Below are 18,980 nucleotides of genomic sequence, written 5' to 3'. Positions count from 1 at the left end.
GGCGGGGCCGCCCCGCGAACGGACCATGCGGCCCGCGCCGGGCCCACCGGGCAGGCGGCGGCGCGGCCGGGCACCGCGCCGGGCGGCCCTCCCCGGCCGTGATCCGGCGGAGCAGGCCCTAGACTGGGGGCTTTCGGGCCGGGCAGGGGAGAGGTGAGCCGTGGTGGCGGCAGACGCGGGCGGCTACGCGGATCCTCCCGCCGAGGTACTGGCGGAGGCCGCCGCCGCGTTCGGACTCCTGTCGTCCCCCGCGCGGTTGCACATCGTATGGGCGCTGGCGCAGGGCGAGAGCGACGTCACCGGGCTCGCGGAGCGGGTGGGCGGCGCGCTGCCCGCCGTCAGCCAGCATCTGACCAAACTGAAGCTGGCGGGCCTGGTGCGCTCGCGGCGCGAGGGCCGGCGGCAGGTCTACTACGTGGACGACCCCGACGTGGTGACGGTGGTGCGGGTGATGGTGGGTCAGCTCAGCGCCCGCACGCTGGTGCGGCTTCGTGGCACCGGTGCCTGAGGCGACCGTTCCCGACCCCGCCGTCACCGGTCCCGGCCCCGGTCCCGCCGCCGACCCCGACCCCGGCCTCGGTCCGGGCCCGGGTCACGGCGCGGGCCCCGGCGCGAGGTCCGGCACGAGGTCCGTTCCGGACGGCCCGGCGGCCGGGTCCGGCACCGGACCGGCCGGCGACGAGGCGCTCACCGTGCACCGGCTGCTGCGCCGGCTGGACAGCGGACCGCGCGGGCTGACCGACGAGGAGGCGGCGCGACGGCTGGCCCGGTACGGGGAGAACATCCTGCCCGCCTGGCGGCCGGTGTCCCGGCCGCGCCGCTTCGCGCGCAGCCTGCGCGACCCCTTCACCGCCGTCCTGCTCTGCCTCGGCCTGATCTCCACGGCCGTCGCCGCCTGGAGCACGGGAGGGGTGATCCTCACCCTGGTCGTGGTCAGCTGTCTGCTGCGGTCGGGCGGCGAGCACCGGGCCGACCGGGCCATGGCCGCGCTGCGCGCGTCGGTGGCGACGACCGCGACCGTGCTGCGCCGTCCCGGGCCCGACGGGCCGGCTCCGGCGCCCCGGGAGATCCCGTCCGCGGAGCTGGTGCCGGGCGACATCGTCCGGCTGGGCCCCGGGGATCTGGTGCCGGCCGACGTACGGCTGCTGCGCGCCGGCGGGCTGCGCGTCCACGAGGCGGCGCTCACCGGCGAGTCGGCGCCGGTCGCCAAACGCCCGCTCGACACCCCGGACCGCACGGACCTGGTGCCCTTCGCCGAGCCGCACCTGTGCTTCCTCGGCACCAGCGTGGCGTACGGGAGCGCGACCGCCGTGGTCGTGGCGACGGGTGCCCGTACCCGCTACGCCTCGGCCCACCGGGACCGGGCGGCCGCCCGGCGCCGGGACAGCGCCTTCGACCAGGCGGTCCACGGCATCTCCTGGACCCTGGTCCGGTTCATGCTGCTCACCCCGCCGCTCGTCCTCCTGGCCGGCGCGGCGCTGCACGGCCGCGGTCTGGAGACCCTGCCGTTCGCCGTCGCGGTGGCGGTCGGGCTGACTCCGGAGATGCTGCCCGTCGTGGTGACGACGGTGCTGGCCCGCGGCGCCGCCCGGCTGGCGCGCGGCCACAAGGTGATCGTGAAACAGCTGCCGGCGCTGCACGACCTGGGCGCCGTCGACGTCCTGTGTCTGGACAAGACGGGCACCCTCACCCAGGACCGGCCCGTCGTCGCGCGCAGCGTGAACGCGCGCGGGGAGGACGATCCCGAGGTCCTGCACTGGGCCGCCGTCAACGCCTGGTGGACGCTCCAGCTCGCCGAACTGCCCTCCCCCGACGCCCTCGACGAGGCGGTCCTGGACGCCGCCGGCACCGACGTCCCCCTGCTCGACTGCGACGGTGTGGCCGCGCTGCCCTTCGACGCGGTACGCCGTCTCGCGACCGCGGTCGTACGCCGTCCCGGCCGGCTCGGCACCCACACCCTGGTGGTCAAGGGCGCCGTGGAGAACGTTCTCGAACGGTGCGCGCTGGACGACGACACCCGCGAGCGTCTCCTCGGGCTCGCCGGGCAGGAGGCGGCCACCGGCGCCCGGCTGCTCGCCGTGGCCCTCGCCGAACGCCCGGCCCGGCACCGGGACTACACCCCGGCCGACGAACGGGGCCTCGCCTTCCTCGGGTTCGTCGTCCTGCGCGACGCGCTCGCCCCGACCGCGGCCGAGGCCCTCGGCAGTCTGGCCCGGCGCGGGGTGGCGGTGCGGATCCTGACGGGCGACCACCCTGGCACCGCCGCCCACACCTGCCGCGAGCTCGGCCTCGATCCGGGCGTGGTGCGCACCGCCGAGGATCTCGGGCGGCTCGACGACGCCGCACTCGCCGAGGCGGTGCGGCACACCACGGTCTTCGCGCGCTGCGCGCCCGAGCACAAGGCCCGCATCGTCACCGCCCTGCGTGCGCAGGGACTGGTCACCGGGTTCCTCGGCGACGGCGCCAACGACGTGCCCGCCCTGCGCGCGGCGGACGTCGGCATCTGTCCGCAGGGGGCGGTGGACGTCGTACGGGAGACGGCCGACGTGGTCCTCGCCGAGAAGGATCTGGCGGCGGTCGAGCACGCGGTCACGGCGGGCCGGCTGTGCGGCGGGACGATCGGCGGCTATCTGCACATCACCCTGTCCTCGAACGTCGGCAACGTCCTCGCGATGCTCGCCGCGGCGCTCCTGCTGCCCTTCCTGCCGATGCTCCCGGCCCAGGTCCTGGTGCAGAACCTGTGCTTCGACGCGGCCCAGCTGGCCTTCGCCTACGACCGCCCCTCCCCGGTGGCGCTCCGGCGCCCGGCCCGGCTGCGGCCGCGTGGATTCCTCCGTTTCCTCACCGGTTTCGGGCTGCTCAACGCGACCGCGGACGTGGCCACGTTCGCCATCCTGTTCCTGAGCACCCGGTCGGCGGACGACCTCCAGGACGTCTTCCACTCGGGCTGGTTCACCGAGAATCTGCTCACCCAGGCCCTGGTGATGGTCCTGCTGCGCGGAGTCCCCGGCGCGCGCGGCGCCTCCGGCCCGGTGCGCCGCGCGGCCGCGGCCCTCGCCCTGGTCGGGGTGCTGCTGCCGCTGACGCCGCTGGGGCCGATGCTCGCCATGACCCCGCCGCCCGCGCTGTACTACCTGCTGCTGGGCATCGTCCTCTGCCTGTACGCGACGGCGCTGCGCCTCGCCCGGGCACGCTACGACCGGAAGCGGTGCTGAGGGCGGTCACGGGGGGCTTCACCGGGTTCGAGAGTGGTGAGGGCCGGGAGAACGATTCACGCGCCGGGCGTGGGAGGATCGCGCCATGACCGTTCATCTGCACGAATTCGATGGCGAGCGTTCGCTCACATTGAACACCGGTGGCCTGGCTGTCGATGCCGCGGTGACTGCCGCTGGTCACGAGCCGAACGGGTACTTCTGGGAAGGTCTCGTACGATTCGCCTGGCCGGATATCGCCGAGCGCCTCGACTTCGACAGCGAGGCCGGCATGTTCTGCGCGGTCGGGGGTTCGAGCGATCTCGCGCAGCTCAAGGCAGCCGTCGAATCCGTCATCACGAACCCCGCGGCGGTCCGCGACATCATCGCCCGCGCAAAGACCGCGGGATTCGAGTTCGACGAATAGGCAGTGTCTTCGCATGATCGCGTGGAAGTCTCCGCACGATCCGGCTTCGAGCGTGTGGCCCCCCACGGACGGAGCCACCCCGCCGGACACCGGCGCGGCGCCGGAAGGGGTGGCGCCGCGCCGGTCCGGGTGGTTCAGGTGGAGCGGGTGGGTCAGCGGTCGAAGCTGATCGAGCTGGCCTGGTCGTTCATGGCGTCGCCGACGTAGGGGACGGCGCCCCGGTAGGTCTGGCTGAAGCCGAGGAAGCCCGCGTGCTGGAAGAGGGTGACGTCGCACTGGCCGGAGTTGGTGGAGCTGATCGAGTCGTTCCAGCCGTCGTACAGGTTGCCGAACTCGGGGTAGCGCACGCAGCCGAGGCTGCCCACCAGGCTGAGCGAGTTGCCGCCGAAGTCCTTGTCGCTGTAGATGGTGCCGAGGAGCCGCGTCGTGGCCTGCACGCCGGCCTCGGAGTTCTTGGCGAGCCGGAGACCGTGTTCACCGCGCGGACCGCTCAGGCGCTCCTGGAGCTTCTTGTCGTGTGCGGCGGCCCGGGTGTCGTCGGGGGCGTCGGTGACGCGGCCCTGGGTCGCGAACGCGATGGCCTCCCGGTAGGTGGGGAAGCAGGACCTGGTGCCGTTGTCGACGTCGGCCACGCAGTGCCGCCCGGGCGTGGTGGGCACGTACGTGGGCTCCTGGGCGACGGCGGGCGAGGCGACGGCGGCCACGGTGGCCAGGGTGCCCAGACCGAGGGCGACGAGGGTACGAACGGGCTGCATGGAAGTTCCTCCTGAGACGGTGTGCGGGGCAGCTCCTGCTGCGTCACAGAGACTGCCGGGCCGCGTTCACCGGTCGATAAACGGTGCTGTCGCCCCCGCGTTCAGCAGCCCGCGGATCTGCTCGACGTCCTGCTCGGACCGCAGCCCCTCGAAGATTTCCAGGGCGGCCCGCAGACAGGCGCCGGCGCGGGCCCGCTGCCCGAGGTGGAGCAGGCTGCGGCCGAGCGTCCGGAGCAGGCCGCCCTCCAGCATCGCGCTGACCTTGCGGGCCAGCGGCAGGAACGTCTCGGCGGTCCGCGCCGCGAGCGCGTACCGCTCCTGGTCGGCGTGGAGTTCGGCGATCAGGTTGCCGGACGCCGCCTCGAAGGAGGAGACGTTGAGGGTGCGGAAGAGTGCCAGGCCGGCCTCGGCCCGGCGCAGGGCCTCGTCCGGGTCCCCGCACAACCGTAGGACCCGGGCCAGGTAGTACAGACCGATGGCCTTGGACACCGATTCCCGGCCGCCGAGCAGTTCCACTCCGCGCTCGGCCGCCGCTCTGGCCTCGGAAAGGCGTTCCTGCCGGGCGTAGTTGAAGGCCAGCTCGCCCAGCGCGGTGCCCTCGGCGGTCGCCGCGCCCAGCGTCCGGAAGAGCCGCACCGACGCCTCCCCGTGGGCGACCGCCTCGTCGAAGCGGCCGCGTACCCGGGCGTGGGCGCACAGCGTGAGGTGTGCCGAGGCGCGCAGCCTCAAGTCGGTGTCGGGGGCGCACAGTTCCAGGCTGCGGTGGAGTTCGGCCTCCGCTTCGGGGAAGGAGTTGGCGTGCCACAGGGCGTTGCCCCGGACGTAACGGGCCAGTGCCTCGGACGGCCGGTCGCCTCGCCGCGCGGCGACCTCGGCGACGTGCCGGGCCTGTTCCGACACCTCCGTGAGGTGGGTGATGCCGGAGAGCACGGTGTTGAGCCGGTCCACGAGATCGGCGGCCTGGGGCAGCGACAGGCCCTCGTCGACGCACGCGCGGGCGATCAGCGCCCGCTGCAGGGCGGTCTCCTCCCGCATCCAGTCGGTGGCCTCCTGGGCGGTGGCGAAGGACAGGCCCGGGGAGGCCGGTGCGATATCGATGAGCGTGCGCTCGTCCGGTTCGGCGGAGTGCGCGACCGCGTCGGCGTTGCGGGCGGTGGCGAGGCAGAAGTCCAGCAGGCCGGCGAGGGCGCGGGTCGTCGTGCCGGTGGAGTCCCAGCGGGCGCACTGGGCCCGGGCGAAGGCGCGGACGAGGTCGTGGAACTGGTAGCGGCCCAGGTGGTGCGACTCCAGCAGATTGAGTTCGACGAGGGATTCCAGGAGTTCCTCGGCCTCGTCGGTGCCGAGCCCCAGCAGGGCGGCCGCGCTCGGCAGGGCGAGGTCGGGGATCTCGGGTACGGACAACAGCCGGAAAGTGCGGGCCTGTTCGGGAGTGAGGGTGGTGTACGAGAGCTCGAAGGCGGCGTCCACGGCGGCGTCGCCGGTGCGCAGTTCGTCGAGGCGTCCGCGTTCGTCCGCGAGCCGCCGGACCATGTCCGCGAGCGGCATGCCGGGTTCGGCCGCCAGCCGGGAGGCGATGATCCGCAGGGCGAGCGGCAGATGTCCGCAGGCGGCCACGAGCGCGACGGCGGCCTCCGGTTCGGCGTCCACGGCGTGATCGCCGACGGTCCGCCGCAGCAGGCCGAGGGCGTCCTCGGGCGGCATGACGTCCAGCCGCAGATGGTGTGCCCCGGCCAGTCCGGTGAGCCAGGAGCGGCTGGTCACCAGGACGGCGCAGTCAGCGTTGCCGGGGATCAGCGGTCGGAGCTGTTCGCAGGAGGCCGCGTTGTCCAGCAGCAGGAGCATCCGGCGGTCGGCCATCACCGTGCGGTAGAGCGCGACGCGTTCGTCCGGGTCCTCGGGGACGTCGTCGTCCGCGGTGCCCAACTCCCGGAGAAATCCCTCCAGTACGTGGTGCGGGTGCAGGGGTTCGGCGTCGGCGCCGCGCAGATCCACGTACAGACGTCCCTCCGGGAAGGCACTTCCGTCGATCCCGTGGGCACTCTGCACGGCGAGCGCGGTCTTCCCGACGCCCGCCATGCCGTTGACCGCCGAGAGGACGACGGCCGAGGCGGCCGGCCGGGCCAGCAGCGCGGTGAGCTCGCGGAGTTGCTCGTCGCGCCCGGTGAAGCCGGGGACGGGTGAGGGGAAGGAACCGTCGGAGCGCGGTGCGCGGGGTCCGGGGCCGGTGGTGTCGGGAAGGCGCAGGGTGGGGTCGGAGCGCAGGATCCGCAGGTGCAGCGCGGTCAGTTCGGCACCGGGCGCGGTGCCCAGATACCGCCGGGTGTCCTCGAGGACGCCCAGCGCTTCCGCTTGGCGGCCGGAGCGGTACAGCGCCAGCATCTGCACCGCGCGCAGCGGCTCGCTGGCCGGGAACTCCATGACGCAGGTGCCCGCTTCGGCGGCGAGCTGGGGCCGGTCGCCGAGTTCGGCGTCGAGACCGAGCCGGGCCTCCAGCAGGGACCGCCGTACCTCTTGAAGGCGGACGCGCAGGTTGCGGGCGTGGGGTCCGTGGAGTCCGGCCAGCGGCTCGCCCGTCCACAGATCCAGTGCTCCCGCGAGGATGTCGCGGGCCTGCCCCGCGGTGCCGCCGTCGTTCCGTACCTCCTCGGCCCGCGCCTGGGCGCGCTCGAAGGTCCAGAGGTCCACGGCACAGGCGGCGGCGCGCAGCGCGTAGCCGTCGCCGACGGTGACGAGCACCGCTTCGGCGGTGTGCCGGGCCAGGGCCCGGCGCAGCCGCCACACATGGGTACGGACCGAGTGCGCGGCGCGGGCCGGCCGGTCGCCCTCGTCCCATACGGCCTCCACGAGCAGCGGCAGCGACACCGCCCGGCCGGCGGCGGCGAGCAGTACCGCGAGCACTTCGTGCGAGCGAGGCTGTCCGAGGCCGACCGGCGCGCCGTCGTACCAGGCCCGCACCGGGCCCAGCAGGGCGAATCCCAGTCCCGGGGCGGGGTCGTTCACCGGGCGGAGGCGCCGCAGGGGAACTGGGGGCCGTAGGACGCCGACCAGAGCGGGACCAGGTAGGGGGCCTCGCTGTCGGTCCCCGACAGGATGTACATGCCGCCGTCGGACCGGAGAGCGAGTTTGGTCCACGGCAGGTGCGGGCAGTCCGCGTTGCCGGTCCGGCTCTGCCAGAGCGCACCGCCGTTCGGGGCGGTGACGACGAGGTTGCCGTCGGTGCGCAGCTCGGCCTTGTTGCCCGCGCCGGTGGTCCCGGAGTGCCAACGCAACTGCGGGCTGGTGCCGTTGGCGCCGGTGGTGAAGAGGGCGAGGTCGCCGTCCTGCTGCATGACGAGGCGGGTGTTGCCGGAGGAGAGGGCCGCGCCGGGGGCCAGGGTGCCGCCGTTGACGAGGGCGTCGGAGGGTGCGGCGGGGGTGGCGGCGCGGGCCGTGACGTGGGTGGCCAGCAACCCCGCGGCGGCCAGGAGCGTGGCGACCGCGGTGCGGGTGACAAGCGAGCGATTCGTTCTCGGCGACATCGCGAGACCTTTCCGGTGGGAGGGAATGTCCTTTGCGGACGGTCTCGACTGTCGAGGATGTCACTGCATAAACGATCAACAGCCCGTAAACGAGCAATCGAGGCAGGCGGGTTGGGGCGGGGCGGCGATCTTCCGGCCGTACGTGCCACCCCTCGCCCACCGGCGGCGGGCATGGAGCGTGACCCACGTGCCGTCATACCCGGGCGCACCCCGCCGGGCCGCCCCGGCGCGGAACTCCGTCCGGACGGCGCTCCTTTCCGGACTCGGACACGGGCACGGGAACGGTTACGGGAACGACCACCGACACCAGCGCAGACACGGAAACGGACACGCCCCAGGGGCGGATCAGCCGTACGAGAGATCGGCGCACGGGTCGTCGGCCGCGGAGCGGGTGTCCTCGGGCGGCACCGTCGTCGCCGGGGCCCCCGACGGGGCGGGATCGGCGGGGGCGTCGGGGTTGTCGGCGTAGGACCGGCCGAGGGTGACGGTGATGCCCGCCGTGTCGACGGGCCGCAGTTCGGCGGTGGCGAAGTGCCGGGCGACCGCCTTGGCTTCGGCTTCGCGGCCGGGCCCGTACTCGACGACGGTGAGGGGATGGTTCTGGGTCACCGCGGTGGCCGTCCGGGTGACGGTGTATCCGGCGGAGCGGAGCATCTCGGCCGCGTGGGCGGCGAGTCCGGTCGTGCGGGTGCCGTTGAGGACGGCGACGGCGACCCCCCGGCCGGACACCGGCGCGGGGGCCAAGGTGTCCGGGGCGGCGGGGCGACCGCCGTCCGCACCACCGGCGGCCTTTCCGCCGCTGCCATTGCCGTTGCCGTTGCCGTTGCCGTTGAGGGGGCGGTCGGCCCTGAGGGCGGCCCAGAGCGCGTCGGCCTCCGATCGGACGATCGCGACGCGCGCACCCTGGTAGCGCCAGGGAAGCGTGACGAACGTGGTGTCGCGCAGGTCGATGCCCTTCATCGACATCGCGAAGTCGATGAGCTTCTCCGCCGAACCGAGTCCAGGGTCGACGGTCAGCGCCCCCGTCGCCGCCTCGGCGAGCGGAAGCAGCTTGGTCGGGGTGAGGCCGTCGCTCTTGATCTTCTTCAACAGGGCTGCGACAAAGGCTTGTTGACGCTTGATGCGACCGATGTCGGAGCCGTCGCCGATGCCGTGCCGCAGACGCACGTAGTCCAGGGCCCGCCGGCCCGAGACGGTCTGCTCCCCCTTGGCGAACACCAGCGCGCCCGGCGCCGTCAGGTGCGGGTCGAGGTCCCTCTGGTGGACGTCGACGGGCAGGCACACCCGGACGCCGCCGACGACCTCGGTCAGGGCCGCGAAGCCCTTGAAGTCGACGACGACGGTGTGGTCCACCCGCAGACCGGTGAGCTTCTCGACGGTGTTCTGCGTACAGGCGGGGTTGCCGGTGGCGGTCTGCCCCACGGTGAAGGCCGAGTTGAACATGGCCTCGGCCCGCGGCGGTGTCCAGGTGCCGTCGGGGAGCCGGCACGGCGGGATGTCGACGAGGGTGTCGCGGGGGAAGGACACGGCCACGGCGTGCCGCTGGTCCGCGTACACATGGAGCAGGAACGTGGTGTCGGAGCGGCCGATGTCGGCCCGGTTGCCGCCGCCGAACGCGCTGTTCCCGTCGGTCCGCGCGTCCGATCCGATGACGAGGACGTTCTGCCCCTGGGCGCCGGCGGAGGGACGGTCGCCGGAGATCCCGTCGGAACCGAACGTGGCGATGTCGCCGGTGACTTGAAGGTAGATCCAGCCCATGCCGGAGACCGCGAGCACCAGCAGGGTCGTGGCCATCGCGAGCAGCCGCCCGCCGCGCAGCCGGCCGGTCCCGTTCGACCGGGACCCGGCGGCGCGACGCCTCTGCGGGGGATGGTGCTTGCCAGTCATCGGTACGCCTTCACTCGTCCGGCCGATACAGAAGGGGACGAGTGGTTCGTCCATATGGTTTCCCCATGGTGTGTCTTGGCAAGGTTAGGCCACATGGGGGTGGACGTGTCCGCTTACGGGCTGGCCGGGTCGTATCCGTAACGGGGCGGGGCGTCCGCGCCTCCCGGGTTCAACCGGTAGACGTGCAGGGCCTCGACACGTACTCCGGCTCCCCCCTCCGCGGCTCCGCTCTCGTCGACCTCACAGGGATACGTCACCTGCAGGATGGGCGGCCGACCGGTCACCGTCACGCACAGGCCGTGCGCGGGGCCACCGAAGAGCAGCGCTTTCTCCTGGTCCGTCATGTACTCCCCCTCCGAGATTACTTCACGGTTTGCGCAACCATTGAACTAAGGACGGGCCCAACGCGCCACCCCATGTCACCCCCAGGAGCATCCATCCGGGCCGCGCCAAAGGCCATCACGGCGAGTTCCCCGCACCCTCGCCGGCCTGGCGTAGTGCCCTCACACTTCACTGATTGCGCAGGTCGGGGAACTGTGACGGTAGCCTCTGCGTTGCAGCAGTTGACAGGCCGAATCCGGCATGAATCCGACAACGGAGGAAGAACAGTGGGCGTTACCCTGGCCAAGGGCGGCAACGTATCCCTCAGCAAGCAGGCCCCCGGCCTGACCGCCGTCGTGGTGGGCCTGGGCTGGGACGTGCGGACGACCACCGGCGCCGCGTACGACCTGGACGCGTCCGCCCTGCTGTGCGACGCCTCCGGGAAGGTCCTCTCGGACCGTCACTTCGTCTTCTACAACAACCTCACCAGCCCGGACGGCTCCGTCGAGCACACCGGTGACAACCTCACCGGCGAGGGCGAGGGCGACGACGAGTCGGTCAAGGTGAACCTCGCCACCGTCTCCCCCGACATCACCAAGATCGTCTTCCCGGTGTCGATCCACGAGGCCGAGAGCCGGGGCCAGAGCTTCGGCCAGGTCCGCAACGCCTACATCCGCGTCGTCAACCAGACGGACGGCCAGGAGATCGCCCGCTACGACCTGTCGGAGGACGCCTCGACGGAGACCGCGATGGTCTTCGGTGAGCTGTACCGGCACGGCACCGAGTGGAAGTTCCGCGCGGTCGGCCAGGGTTACGCCTCCGGTCTGCGCGGAATCGCCATGGACTTCGGCGTCAACGTCTGATCCCGCCTCCTCATCACGCGCTCGGCGTCGGCCACCGGTCATCCACCGGGGCCGGCGCCGTCCGCGTCGCCCGCCGTAACCAACCGGCGGCCGGCCGCCCGGCTTTGCCGGGCGGCGCACCACCACCCCCATCCCCCTCACCGGAAGGAAGCTCGCCACGTGTTCGACAATCTGAAGGGCCTCAAGGACAAGGCGCTGGAGTTCGCCGCCGAGCACGGCGAACTCGTCTCCCAGGGGCTGGAGAAGGCTGCCGACGTCGTCGACGAGAAGACCGACGGCAAGTACAGCGACAAGATCGACACCGGCGTGGAGAAGGCCAAGGACTTCATCGAGGGCCTTGGCGACCAGCGCTCCTCGGACTGATTTTCGGTCGGTGACAAGCGAGTGATCACCGCGATACGCGGGTATCTCGGGGGGCCTCGGACCCGGCTGTGATCCGCCCGGCCGTGATCCGCCCGGCAGGGCTCACTAGGCTCCCTCCGCAACACGACGCGAGAGGGAGCTCAGTGGCGCGAGTCGCGGTGATCGGCGGAGGAATCAGCGGGCTGGGAACGGCCCTTCTGCTCGGACGGCGGGGCCACGCGGTCACGTTGTTCGAGCAGGACACCCGACAGGCCGCGAAGGACCCGGACGGGGACTTCTTCGACTGGCACCGGCCCCGTGTCCCCCAAGCGGTCCAGCCGCACTCGCTCCTCGCCCCGGTCCGCACCGTGCTGCTCGACGAGGCCCCCGACGTCTACGCGGACCTGCTGGCCCGGGGAGCCCGCGAGTACCACGACTTCGACTGGTTCGACGCCCATCCGCCGTACCGGCCCGGCGACGAGGACCTGGTGACCCTGCGGACCCGCCGGATCGTGCTGGAGGCCGCCCTGACCTCGGCCGTACGACGGGAGCCGGGCGTCGAGGTACGGCGGGGCCTCCGGGTCGACGCCCTCGCCTTCGACTCCGCGCCCACTCCCGCGTCCGCACCGACGCCGACGCCCGCTCCCGATCCCGATCCCGATCCCGCTCCCACGCCCGCTCCCGGGAGGGACGGCGTTCCCCGGGTCATCGGTGTCCGCGTCGGTACAAAGACCCATCGGGCGGACCTCGTCGTCGACACCTCCGGCCGCCGCTCCCCCGTACCCCGCTGGCTGACCGCCGCCGGCTGCCGCCCGCCCGTGGTCGAGAGCCACCGCACCGGGATCGCGTATCTGTGCCGGTGGTACCGGCTGCGGCCGGACGGCCCGCGCGATCCGGGGCGGGTGAAGACCGGCTCGACCGCGGCGTTCGCGCTCGGCGGCGTCTTCCCGTCCGACAACGACACCTTCGCCGTGAGCATGGTGCTGGCCACGGGGGATCCGTCCCGCGGCGCGCTCACCGACCCCGCCGTCTTCGAGGCCGCCGCCCGCCGCTTCCCCGCCTGCGCCGCCTGGCTCGACCTGGATCCCGAGCCCTGCTCGGACGTCCTCGCGATGGCCGGACTGGACAATCGCTGGACGTCGCTCGCCGACGACGCCGGGCCGGTCGTCACCGGTCTGATCAACGCCGGGGACAGCATCGTCCACACCAACCCCACCTTCGGCCACGGCGTGGCCCTCGGCCTGCTCGCCGCCCGGCAGGTGGCCCTGCACGCCGACGAGATCGCGGCCGATCCGGCCGGCTACCACGCGTGGACGGTCCAGGCCCTCCGCCCTTGGTTCGACACGCAGGTGACGTCCGATCGGACGTCCGGCCTGCGCCTTGCCGACAGCGCGCCGCTCTCCGACCGGCGGGCCGCCGCCCTCGCCGCCTGCGCGTTCGACGATCCGGTCGTCATGCGGGCCCGGGCCCAGGCCCGTCATCTCGTATGCCCGCCCAAGGATGCCTACGGCACCGACGAGATCGAGCGGCACCTCACCGCCTGGCTCGCCGACCGCCCGGACTTCGAGCCCCGGTACGACGGCCCGACCCGGGAGCAGTGGGACGCGCTCCTGCCCGCCTGAGGTCCGCCGGGCCCGTTCCCTCCCGAGCCCCCGCGATCGGGCCCCGGCCCTGATCGCCCCGGGGAGGAACCGGCCGCTAGGGTCCCGCTCATGACGCGTCTGAAGATCGAGATATCCGTCCCCGCGAGCCATGTGGAGGCCGTGGCCGACGCCCTGCACACGGCCGGAGCGGGCCGGGTCGGGGCCTACGCGCGCTGTTCCAGCGGGTGGCGGGTGACCGGCAGCTGGCAGCCGCTGCCCGGGGCCCTGCCGTACGACGGCGAGGTGGGCGTCGTCCAGTACGCGGAGGAACGCCGTATCGAGTCGGTCTGCGACACGGAGCAGGCCCGCGCGGTCCTGGAGGCCGTCCGGGCGGCGCACCCGTACGAGGAACCGGTGATCCACTTCCTGCCGCTGTACGAACCGGCGGAGTCGGAGGAGCCTCAGGAGGCGCAGGAGCCGTACGAGTGGTAAGGCCCTCAGGGACCGGGCGAACGGCACGAACGGCACGAACGGCACGATCCGCGAAGGCACGGGAACCGGGGGAACCCCACCCCAGGGGCGCCGGCGCGCGTGGCGCGCGTGCGGGTTTTTCCCTCACGCGGCCCAATGTCCGGCGCGCCCGATCCGCCGGAGCAGGCCCGGGCGGCAGGGTCGGCACCGTGGCCGCCGCCGGGGGCGGCCCGGCAGGCGGAGGACGCCTGGAGTGGCGGAGCGTCAGGAGTCGGCATGTCCCTTCGCAGGCACCGGACCCGCTGGAACGACCGCGCCAAGGAGGCCGCCGTCCGCGGCTACGCCGCCGCCGACGGCCGGCTCCCGATCAGCGAGATCGCCCGTGCCGCGCTGCGCAAGGCATTCCCGGACCACTGGTCGTTCCTGCTGGGCGAGATCGCCCTGTACGCGTTCCTGGTGCTCCTGCTCACCGGCGTCTATCTCACCCTGTTCTTCGACCCGAGCATGGTGGAGACCGTCTACGCCGGCCCCTACCGGCCGCTCCAGGGGCAGCCGATGACCCAGGCGTACACGACGACCCTGCGGCTGAGCTTCGAGGTGCGCGGCGGGCTGCTGATCCGTCAGGTGCACCACTGGGCGGCGCTGGTGTTCGTCGCCGCGATCGCCACGCACATGCTGCGGGTCTTCTTCACCGGCGCGTTCCGCAAGCCCCGTGAGGCGAACTGGACACTCGGCGTCACCTTGTTCATCCTCGCGATGCTGGAGGGATTCGCCGGCTACTCGCTGCCGGACGACCTGCTCTCGGGGACCGGCCTGCGCACCGCGGCCACCATCGTGGGGTCGATCCCGGTGGTCGGCACGTATCTCGAAATGATGCTGTTCGGCGGCCAGTTCCCGGGGCAGGTGGTCATCCCGAGGCTGTACATGCTCCACGTGCTGCTCGTACCGGCCCTGCTCGTCGCCGTCGTCACGGCCCATGTCCTGCTGGTCTTCTATCTCAAGCACACCCACTGGGCGCTGCCCGGGCACACCAACCGCAACGCGGTGGGGCGGCCGATGGTCCCGCACTTCGCGGCGAAGTCCACCGGCCTGTTCCTGCTGGTGTTCGCGGTGCTCACGGGCATGGCCGCGGTGGCCCAGATCAACCCCGTGTGGCATTACGGGCCGTACCGGCCGGACCAGGTGTCGGCCGGTTCGCAGCCCGACTGGTACGTGGGGTTCCTGGAGGGCGCGCTGCGGCTGATGCCGCCGTGGAACACCGTGATCGCGGGGCACACGATCATGTGGAACGTGTTCGTGCCCGCCCTGCTCCTGCCGGGCCTGCTGTTCACCGGGCTGCTCTGCTATCCGCTGATCGAGAAGTGGGCGACGGGCGACCGTGCCGAGCACCATCTGTGCGACCGGCCGCGCAACCGCCCGGTGCGCACCGGGATCGGCGTCGCGGGCATCGTCTTCTACGCGGTGCTGCTGCTGGCGGGCGGCAACGACCTCCTCGCTCTCGTCTTCGACGTCGAGATCGAGGCGGTGACCTGGGTGCTGCGGGTGGCGCTGGTCCTCGCGCCGCTGCTGGCGTTCGCCGTCACCCGTCGGCTGTGTCTCGCCCTGCAGGCAGCGGACAAGCGGCGGCTGGCCGAGGGCGACAAGACCCGGGAGGTACGGCAGGCGGTGCACGGCGAGTTGTCGGGGCGGCATCGTGCCCTCCCGCCCGCCGAGCGGTACCGGCTGCTGGTGCGGGAGACGCAGGAGCCGGTGACGCTGCCGGAGCAGGGCCCGGTGCCCCGGCGGCTGCGGCTGCGGGCCGCGCTGAGCCGGTTCCTGCTCACCGACCGGGTGGAGTTGCCGGCCCAGGAGCGGGAGCGGGCGGCCGTGGCGGAGCGGACGGCGCCGCCGCGCTGGGACGACTCCCGGGGAATCGAGGGGCGCGGGGGATCCGGGGGATCCGGGGGATCCGGGGGATCCGGGGGATCCGGGGGTACGGAGCCCGGCGAGGGCGACCGTACGCCGGTACGCACCGACTGAGCCCCGCGCCACCGGGCCCGTTCAGGTCTCGTCCAGGTCTCGCTCCGGTCCGCCGCGCGCCACCCCGGTCAGTGCTGGTCGCCCTCGGTGGCGTACTGGAACACGAGACCTCCCACCCCCGACGCGAAGACGCCCAGACCGAGCAGGGCCAGCCACAGCCCGAACACCAGGCCGAGCGCGAGGATCATCGCGCCCAGGGCCGTGAGCACCGGCCAGCCGCTGCCGGGCGAGAAGGGAGCGAGCCGGCCGGCCCGCTCCTGGACCTCGCCGTCGGGGCGGTCCTCGGGGCGCAGCCCGATGGCCCGGTGGGTGCGGGCGAAGAAGAAGCTGATCAGAGACGCCATGAGGAACGCGATCGTGAGCGCCGCCGTCCCGGCGGGCTCGCGCGACCACACCGCGTACAGCACGTCCACCGCGAGGAAGAAGCAGGCCGTGCCGGCGAACACCAGCGCCTCGGTTCTCATGATCGCTCCTCTCGCGGCGCCGGTCCGCCGGCGGACGGGTCGATGGGCGGACTGGCGGACGGGTCGATGGGCGGACTGGCGGACGGGTCGGTGGGCGGGCCGGCGGGCGGGCTGGGCAGCTCGGTCGGGCCCGCGGGGCCGGACGGGTGGTGCAGGTCGAAGGCGGGCGAGTCGGACCGTACGCGGGGCAGGGCGACGAAGTTGTGCCGGGGCGGCGGGCAGGAGGTGGCCCACTCCAGCGACCGGCCGTACCCCCAGGGGTCGTCGACAGTGGCCTCGGCGCCGTGCGTACGGCTCCGCCAGACGTTGTAGAGGAACGGCAGGGTCGACGCCCCCAGCAGAAAGGCGCCGATGGAGGAGAAGGTGTTGAGCGCGGTGAAGCCGTCGGCCGGCAGATAGTCGGCGTAGCGCCGGGGCATGCCCTTCTCGCCGAGCCAGTGCTGGACCAGGAAGGTCGCCTGGAACCCGGTGAAGAGCGTCCAGAAGTGGACGCGGCCCAGGCGTTCGTCGAGCAGATGGCCCGTCCACTTGGGCCACCAGAAGTAGAAGCCCGCGAAGGTGGCGAAGACGACGGTGCCGAAGAGGACGTAGTGCAGGTGCGCCACGATGAACGCGGAGTCGGTGAGGTGGAAGTCGAGCGGGGGCGAAGCGATGAGGACGCCGCTGAGCCCGCCGAGCAGGAAGGTGACGAGGAAGCCGATCGAGAACAGCATGGGTGTCTCGAAGGACAGGCTGCCGTGCCACATGGTGCCGATCCAGTTGAAGAACTTCACCCCGGTGGGGATGGCGATCAGGAACGACATGATCGAGAAGAAGGGCAGCAGGACGGCACCGGTCGCGAACATGTGGTGGGCCCACACGACGGCGGACAGCATGGTGATGCCGATGGTGGCGCCCACCATCCCGAGATAGCCGAACACGGGTTTGCGGCTGAAGACCGGGATGATCTCGGAGATGATCCCGAAGAACGGCAGCGCGACGATGTAGACCTCGGGATGGCCGAAGAACCAGAAGAGGTGCTGCCACAGCAGCGCGCCGCCGGACGCGGAGTCGTAGGTGTGGGCACCGAGTCTGCGGTCGGCGACGAGCGCCAGCAGGGCGGCGGTGAGGACGGGGAAGGCCAGCAGCACCAGGACCGAGGTGAGAAGGACGTTCCAGGTGAAGATCGGCATCCGGAACATGGTCATCCCGGGGGCCCGCAGACACATGACCGTGGTGATGAAGTTGACGCCGGTCAGGGTGGTGCCGACACCGGAGAGGACCAGGCCGAGAGCCCACAGATCGCCGCTGACGCCCGGGGAGAAGACGGCGTTGTTGAGGGGCGCGTAGGCGAACCAGCCGAAGGAGGCGGCGCCGCCGGGGAGCAGGAAGCCGGAGACCACCAGCAGTCCGCCGAACAGGAACAGCCAGTAGCTGAGGGCGTTGAGCCGGGGGAAGGCGACGTCCGGGGCGCCGATCTGGAGGGGCATGACGGCGTTGGCGAAGCCCGCGAACATGGGGGTGGCGAAGAGCAGCATCATCACCGTGCCGTGGACGGTGAAGAGCTGGTTGTACTGCTCGGCGCTGACCAGCTGGAGTCCGGGCCGGGCGAGTTCGGCGCGCATCAGCATCGCCAGCAGGCCGGCGAAGAGGAAGAACCCGAACGAGGTGGTCATGTAGAGGTAGCCCACCACCTTGTGGTCGGTGGTGGTGAGGATCCCGAGGAAGCGGGAACCGGACCGCACCCGTCGCTCCGTGGCCGTCCGGGGCCGGGTCTGCGCGGTCTCCGCCTCCGCTTCGGCCTCTGTCCCCGGGGTTCCTGTCGCCGGGGTTCCTGTCGCCGCCGTGCCCTTGGCCGCCGTGTTGTCCCGCCACATGTCGTCGTGCACCCCGGTGTGTGTCGCTGGCAAGGCCCGTGCGGTGATCCTTCCGCCGTGGCCGTCGGCACGGCGGGCACGGGGCGGCGACGCGCCCGGAATTCACCGGTTCACCACCGTGGGGACGCGGGGCGGCGGCGCGCGGCGAAACCGGCGGGCGGGGGTGCGTGTGAAACGGGCCGGGCGGGGCACCCGCCCCGATGGGTGTGCGCACCCGAAAAGCCGCCGCCTGGTTTCCCCCCCTCCGGGCGGCGGCGCGGCGGCGTCACGACTCGGGTGACCCCCGTAGGGCCCCGGTGGTACCGGTGGTACCGGTGGCCGGGCGATGCGGCGGTTCGACGGCCGAGAGGCGCGACCGGGGCGAGGAGCAGCGTGGCGAGGCGGGCCGGGCCGGGGGCTCAGAGGATCGGCGGGCGGCCGAGTCGGGTCATACGCCACGCCGTACGCCAGCGCATGGCCCGGCGCGGACCGCAGGGCCTCCGTACCCCCTCCGCGAATCCGCCCCACCAGGCCGCCAGACCGCCCAGGGACCGCATACGCGCCATGGCGAGCAGGATCCACACGCCGAGGTAGACCGGGATCAGCGGCACCGGGAGGCGGCGCTTGGCCAGCCACACACGGTTGCGTGCCGTGTTGCGGTAGTAGACGGCGTGGCGGGCCGGGGACGTCCTCGGGTGCTGGAGGACGAGCCCGGGCTCGTAGAGGATCGTCCAGCCCGCGTCGAGCGCGCGCCAGGCCAGGTCGGTCTCCTCATGGGTGAAGAAGAACTCGGCGGGCCACAAGCCGGTCTCGCGGAGCATCGGCAGGGAGAAGGCGTGTCCGCCGCCGAGGAACGCGGTCACCGGCCCGCCCCGCATCGGGTCGTCGGCCCGCAGCCGGGGCACCCAGCGGCGTTCGGTGTGGCCGTGCTCGTCGGCGACCCGGAATCCGACGATGCCGAGCCCCGGATCCGCCGCGAACATCTGCCCGACCTTACGGAAGACGTCCGGGTGGATCAGCAGGCCGTCGTCGTCGAGTTCGACGGCGATGTCGACGTCCCCGGAGTCGCGCAGCATCGCCAGACCGACGTTCCGGCCGCCGGGACAGCCCAGGTTCTCGGGCAGCGGCACCTTGGTCACGTTCGGTGCCACGACCACGCCGGTGAGCGGGGTCGCGTTGCCGACCAGGATCACGCGGGCCGCCGGAACGTCCTGCCATTCCACCGAGGCGAGCAGCGCCGCCAGCTCCTTCGGACGGGTACCCATCGTCACGATGACGACTCCGATACGCGGGGATGACATGGC

The 18,980-nt window shown here is 72.6% G+C and carries 16 protein-coding genes; 8 read left to right on the top strand and 8 right to left on the bottom strand.

Going from position 1 to position 18,980, the window contains the following annotated elements; translation table 11 throughout:
* Positions 1-163 precede the first annotated feature (163 nt).
* From ABZ990_RS00345 to ABZ990_RS00335, 3 genes are all read left to right on the top strand, one after another.
* Positions 164-508, top strand: coding sequence for a metalloregulator ArsR/SmtB family transcription factor (locus tag ABZ990_RS00345; protein WP_361222860.1), 345 nt, complete (start codon positions 164-166; stop codon positions 506-508).
* Entirely contained in the window at positions 501-3,215 is a 2,715-nt protein-coding gene (gene mgtA, locus ABZ990_RS00340; RefSeq protein WP_361223660.1) for a magnesium-translocating P-type ATPase, read from the top strand. The genes ABZ990_RS00345 and mgtA overlap by 8 nt, the downstream gene beginning before the upstream one ends.
* Before the next feature lie 85 nt (positions 3,216-3,300).
* Positions 3,301-3,618: an Imm51 family immunity protein gene (locus tag ABZ990_RS00335; RefSeq protein ID WP_361222857.1), complete on the top strand. Its 318-nt coding sequence runs from the start codon at positions 3,301-3,303 to the stop codon at positions 3,616-3,618.
* Positions 3,619-3,770: 152 nt separating this feature from the next.
* Here the strand turns inward: ABZ990_RS00335 and ABZ990_RS00330 are convergent, their stop codons facing one another.
* The 5 genes from ABZ990_RS00330 to ABZ990_RS00310 form a co-directional block, all read right to left on the bottom strand.
* On the bottom strand, positions 3,771-4,373 hold the full coding sequence (locus ABZ990_RS00330; RefSeq protein ID WP_361222854.1) for a hypothetical protein: 603 nt from the start codon (positions 4,371-4,373) through the stop codon (positions 3,771-3,773).
* A 66-nt stretch (positions 4,374-4,439) separates the two neighbouring features.
* Positions 4,440-7,373 (bottom strand): BTAD domain-containing putative transcriptional regulator, encoded by a 2,934-nt coding sequence (locus ABZ990_RS00325; protein ID WP_361222852.1) that lies wholly within the window; start codon positions 7,371-7,373, stop codon positions 4,440-4,442.
* On the bottom strand, positions 7,370-7,891 hold the full coding sequence (locus ABZ990_RS00320; protein ID WP_361222849.1) for a hypothetical protein: 522 nt from the start codon (positions 7,889-7,891) through the stop codon (positions 7,370-7,372). The genes ABZ990_RS00325 and ABZ990_RS00320 overlap by 4 nt, the downstream gene beginning before the upstream one ends.
* Positions 7,892-8,236: 345 nt before the next feature.
* Positions 8,237-9,685, bottom strand: coding sequence for an LCP family protein (locus ABZ990_RS00315; RefSeq protein ID WP_361223656.1), 1,449 nt, complete (start codon positions 9,683-9,685; stop codon positions 8,237-8,239).
* A 206-nt stretch (positions 9,686-9,891) separates the two neighbouring features.
* A complete protein-coding gene (locus ABZ990_RS00310; protein WP_361222846.1) occupies positions 9,892-10,122 on the bottom strand; it encodes a hypothetical protein in 231 nt (76 codons plus the stop codon).
* A gap of 264 nt (positions 10,123-10,386) precedes the next feature.
* Here ABZ990_RS00310 and ABZ990_RS00305 point away from each other — a divergent pair, with 264 nt between their 5' ends.
* From ABZ990_RS00305 to ABZ990_RS00285, 5 genes are all read left to right on the top strand, one after another.
* Positions 10,387-10,962 carry a TerD family protein gene (locus ABZ990_RS00305; RefSeq protein WP_361222844.1) on the top strand — a complete coding sequence of 192 codons (576 nt, stop codon included), beginning with the start codon at positions 10,387-10,389 and terminating at the stop codon, positions 10,960-10,962.
* A gap of 159 nt (positions 10,963-11,121) precedes the next feature.
* Complete coding sequence (locus tag ABZ990_RS00300) at positions 11,122-11,325, top strand: antitoxin (RefSeq protein WP_361222841.1); 204 nt, start codon at positions 11,122-11,124, stop codon at positions 11,323-11,325.
* 143 nt (positions 11,326-11,468) lie between these two features.
* Entirely contained in the window at positions 11,469-12,926 is a 1,458-nt protein-coding gene (locus ABZ990_RS00295; protein ID WP_361222838.1) for an FAD-dependent oxidoreductase, read from the top strand.
* Positions 12,927-13,016: 90 nt separating this feature from the next.
* Positions 13,017-13,379, top strand: a complete 363-nt coding sequence (locus ABZ990_RS00290) for a hypothetical protein (RefSeq protein WP_361222835.1) — start codon at positions 13,017-13,019, stop codon at positions 13,377-13,379.
* Positions 13,380-13,634: 255 nt separating this feature from the next.
* A complete protein-coding gene (locus ABZ990_RS00285) occupies positions 13,635-15,377 on the top strand; it encodes a ubiquinol-cytochrome c reductase cytochrome b subunit (RefSeq protein WP_361222833.1) in 1,743 nt (580 codons plus the stop codon).
* Between the two features lie 68 nt (positions 15,378-15,445).
* Here ABZ990_RS00285 and ABZ990_RS00280 read toward each other — a convergent pair whose 3' ends face one another.
* The 3 genes from ABZ990_RS00280 to ABZ990_RS00270 all read right to left on the bottom strand — a co-directional run bounded on the left by ABZ990_RS00280 (position 15,446) and on the right by ABZ990_RS00270 (position 18,977).
* A complete protein-coding gene (locus ABZ990_RS00280; RefSeq protein ID WP_361222830.1) occupies positions 15,446-15,841 on the bottom strand; it encodes a cytochrome c oxidase subunit 4 in 396 nt (131 codons plus the stop codon).
* The gene (gene ctaD, locus ABZ990_RS00275) at positions 15,838-17,730 is read right to left on the bottom strand and encodes a cytochrome c oxidase subunit I (RefSeq protein WP_361222828.1); all 1,893 of its coding nucleotides are present in this window, start codon (positions 17,728-17,730) and stop codon (positions 15,838-15,840) included. The genes ABZ990_RS00280 and ctaD overlap by 4 nt, the downstream gene beginning before the upstream one ends.
* A gap of 365 nt (positions 17,731-18,095) precedes the next feature.
* Positions 18,096-18,977: a glycosyltransferase gene (locus ABZ990_RS00270; protein WP_361222825.1), complete on the bottom strand. Its 882-nt coding sequence runs from the start codon at positions 18,975-18,977 to the stop codon at positions 18,096-18,098.
* Positions 18,978-18,980 lie beyond the last annotated feature (3 nt).

The organism is Streptomyces sp. NPDC046203 (genome assembly GCF_040646255.1).
In the GTDB taxonomy this organism is placed as follows: Bacteria; Actinomycetota; Actinomycetes; order Streptomycetales; family Streptomycetaceae; genus Streptomyces.
The sequence above is the reverse complement of the archived record's forward strand: the minus strand, read 5'-3'. Positions and strand labels throughout refer to the sequence as shown.